Raw genomic sequence first — 3,672 nt, forward strand, 5'->3', positions numbered from 1 at the left:
GGTGCAGGGCGCAGCCCTGCTGCCAAACCCCTCAGCAAGCCTCAGCAGCCGGCACGCGCGCACGCCCCAGCCACGCCAGCAGCAGCGCCGATGCCGCCAGCAGGCCACCGGCCACCGGAATCGCGGCGTAGCCCAGCCCAAGGCTGATCACCGCACCGCCCAGCGCCGCGCCCAGTGCATTGCCGAGGTTGAACGCACCAACATTGATCGACGACGCCAATCCTGGCGCCTCGCTGGCGGCCTGCATCACCCGGATCTGCAGCGGCGGCACGATGGCGAAGGTCGCTGCACCGAACAGCAACACGCCAAGCGCTGCGGTCGCGTGGCTCATGAAGGCCAGTGGCAGCACGAACATCAGCGCCGCCAGTACCGCCAGCAGGATGCGGGTCGAACCGTCCAGCGACCAGTCGGCCATGCGTCCACCGATGCCGTTACCGAAGGTGAAACCAATACCGATCAGTGCCAGCGACAATGCAATGAAGGCATTGGACGCACCGGTAAGCTCGGTCAACACTGGCGCTACGTAGGTGTAGAGAGTGAACATAGCTCCTGCGCCCAGCACCGTGGTCGCCATCGCCAGCAGCACCTGCGGTTGCATGATCGATTTCAGTTCACGTCGGACATCCGGGCGTGCACCCGCTGCGGAGGCCGGCAGTGCCATCGCCAATGCGGTGATCGCCACCACGCCGAGTACGGCAGTGCCGGCAAAAGCCAAACGCCAACCCAGTTGCTGGCCGACCTAGGTCGCCAGCGGCACGCCGCCGATGTTGGCGATGGTCAGGCCCATGAACATCGTTGCCACTGCTGCCGCCTGCCTCTCCTTGGGCACCAGGCTGGCGGCGACCACCGCGCCGATGCCAAAGAACGCGCCGTGATTGAGGCTGGTCACCAGCCGCGACAGCAGCAGCAGGCCGTAGTTCGGGGCCAGCGCCGACAGCACGTTGCCGACGATGAAGATCGACATCAGCAGCATCAGCGCGGTGCGCTTGCCGAAGCGTCCCATCAGCAGGGTCATCACCGGTGCGCCCAGCATCACGCCCACCGCATAGGCGGTGATCAGCATGCCGGCGGTGGGGATGCTGACCCCCACTCCGTTGGCGATGACCGGCAACAGGCCCATCGGGGTGAACTCGGTGGTGCCAATGGCGAAGGCGCCGACGGCGAGTGCCAGCAAAGCGGCTCTGGAATTCATGGGAGTTGCCTGCGTGGGGGCAGGCCCTGTGGAAAATGAGCGCGTAGCCTGCGCGCTTTGCCGGCCGGGAGTAAGCCTCGGCGCGGGAAAACAGTGTTGATCCCGATTCACAAGTGGCGGGCAGGTGCGCCATCCGGGTAGCGCCGGGCCATGCCCGGCGAGCGCAGCGGCGCCCGTAAAGCAGAACCCCCGGCGCTGGCCGGGGGTTCGGGGTCGTGCTTACCAGTCGCCGGCACCCGGCACGTGGTGTTCGCGTGCGCGGCGGCGCATCAGCAGGTTCAGCCACTCCACCAGCACCGAGAAGCCCATCGCGGCGTAGATGTAGGGCTTGGGCACGTGCACGTCCAGGCCATCCAGGATCAGCACCGCACCGATCAGCAGGATGAAAGCCAGGGCCAGCATCTTCACGGTCGGGTTGGCATCGATGAAACGGCCCAGCGGGTTGGCCGCCAGCAGCATCACCGCCACCGACAGCAGGATCGCGGCCACCATCACCGGCACGTGGTCGGCGATGCCGACAGCGGTGATCACCGAGTCCAGCGAGAACACGATGTCGATGATGGCGATCTGCGCGATCACGTAGCCGAACACGGCCGAGGTCTTGGTGGTGGTCGGATCCTCGTCCTCGCCACCGGAGATCATTTCCTTGATCTCCATCCAGCCCTTGATGATCAGGAACAGGCCACCGACGATCAGCACCAGGTCGCGGATGGAGATGCCCATGCCGGCCACAGTGAACAGGTTCGCCTGCATGTGCGCCAGGTACGCCAGCGACACCAGCAGGCCGATACGGGTAATGCACGCCACCGCGATGCCGAGGCGGCGCGCGAACGGACGGCGCTCTTCGGGCAGCTTGCTGACGGCGATGGAGATGAACACCAGATTGTCGATGCCGAGCACGATTTCCAGTGCGCTCAAGGTGAACAGGGTCAACCAGACATTCGGATCGGCGAGAAGCTCAAGGGACATGGGAAGTCTTCAACAAGGGGGGAGGAAGAAGGATCAGCCGACGCTGGCCGGGAACAATCGCGGCACCAGCACCAGGCCCCAGCACAGCAGCACGTTCATCATCAGCACGAACACCGCCGCCGAGCCCATGTCCTTGGCGCGGCCGGCCAGTTCATGGATTTCCGCGCCATAGCGCTCGATCACCGCCTCGATGGCCGAGTTGGCCAGCTCCATCGCCAGCACCAGCAGCATCGAGCCGATCATCAGCGCGCGCTCCACCGGTGTCTGGCCCAGCCAGATCGCCAGCGGCGTCAGCAGCACCAGCAGGTAGACCTCCAGCCGGAACGAGGACTCGTGCAGCCAGGCGGCTCGCAGGCCCTGCCAGGACCAGCGGGCAGCCTGGAAGATACGGCGCGGGCCGCGGGGCATGTGGCCGAACTGATCAGCCACGGGTGAAGGATCCAGCAACAGGGGCGCGGCGCAGCGACCGCTCAGACGCACGGCAGGGAATCATGGGTGCACAGGGATAGGCAGACAGCCCCCATTTTGCCACAAGGGCGGCAATGGCACCCCGGACGCCCCGCCGCTTGGCCCCGCGAACGGCCCCGAGCGGCCAAGCGTGGGGCAGGACCAGCTTCTATGATGGATGCCCCCTGCCCTGCCGGAGTGCCTGATGACCCGTCCCCGCACCTGCCTGATCCTGCTTGGCCTGCTGGCCGCGCCGCTGGCCCAGGCCCTGAGCCCGCCTGCGCCGCCGCAGGTCCCCGCGCAGGTTTCCAACGTGGCCTGGGCCGCCGACATGGCATCCTTCGCCACCGCTGACCGGACCAATCCACCGCCGCGCGGCGGCATCGAATTCATCGGCAGCTCGTCCTTCCGCATGTGGGACAGCCTGGCCCAGGACTTCCCGGGGCAACCGGTGTTCAACCGCGGCTTCGGTGGCTCGGAAGTCCGCGACAGCACCTGGTATGCCGGCCAGGCCATCGTGCCGTATGCACCGTGCAAGGTGTTCTTCTACGCCGGCGACAACGACCTCAACAGCGGCCGCAGCGCGACCCAGGTCCGCGACGACGTGGTGGCCTTCGTGCAGCGCGTGCATCGCGACCTGCCGAAGACGAAGGTGGAGTACGTCTCCATCAAGCCCAGCCCGTCGCGGGCGCACCTGCTGCCGGCGATCAACGACGCCAACGCGAAGATCAAGGCCGCGCTGGCGAAGCTGCCCAACACCGGCTACACCGACATCTACACACCAATGCTCGGGACCGATGGGCAGCCCGATGCCGGGTTGTTCCGCGAGGACATGCTGCACATGACCCCGGCCGGCTATGCGATCTGGACCAAGGCGCTGGCGCCGAAGGTCAACTGCAACTGAGTGATGCTGGGGTTGCCGGCCAGCGGCCGGCACTACCGGGGACGCTTCATCCACGCATGGCGTGGATCTACCGCAGATCGCGGAACCTGTCGAAGGCGGGGCGCTGTGGGTTTGCAGGACCGTTGGCGCCATGGATGGCGCCATCGAGCCCCCATGGATG

At 66.6% G+C, this 3,672-nt stretch carries 3 protein-coding genes and 1 pseudogene; 1 reads left to right on the forward strand and 3 read right to left on the reverse strand.

Annotated elements, in window-relative coordinates; genetic code table 11:
* Positions 1–31 precede the first annotated feature (31 nt).
* From DBR20_RS04680 to DBR20_RS04690, 3 genes and pseudogenes are all read right to left on the reverse strand, one after another.
* Positions 32–1,192, reverse strand: a pseudogene (locus tag DBR20_RS04680) (MFS transporter).
* 219 nt (positions 1,193–1,411) lie between these two features.
* Positions 1,412–2,161, reverse strand: coding sequence for a TerC family protein (locus DBR20_RS04685; RefSeq protein ID WP_099820261.1), 750 nt, complete (start codon positions 2,159–2,161; stop codon positions 1,412–1,414).
* Between the two features lie 33 nt (positions 2,162–2,194).
* Positions 2,195–2,590 carry a diacylglycerol kinase gene (locus DBR20_RS04690; RefSeq protein ID WP_108265371.1) on the reverse strand — a complete coding sequence of 132 codons (396 nt, stop codon included), beginning with the start codon at positions 2,588–2,590 and terminating at the stop codon, positions 2,195–2,197.
* 223 nt (positions 2,591–2,813) lie between these two features.
* Between DBR20_RS04690 and DBR20_RS04695 the strand changes: the two genes are divergently transcribed.
* A complete protein-coding gene (locus tag DBR20_RS04695; protein ID WP_108265370.1) occupies positions 2,814–3,512 on the forward strand; it encodes an SGNH/GDSL hydrolase family protein in 699 nt (232 codons plus the stop codon).
* Positions 3,513–3,672: the final 160 nt, after the last annotated feature.

It is taken from the genome of Stenotrophomonas sp. HMWF023, assembly GCF_003060985.1.
Lineage (GTDB): Bacteria > Pseudomonadota > Gammaproteobacteria > Xanthomonadales > Xanthomonadaceae > Stenotrophomonas > Stenotrophomonas lactitubi.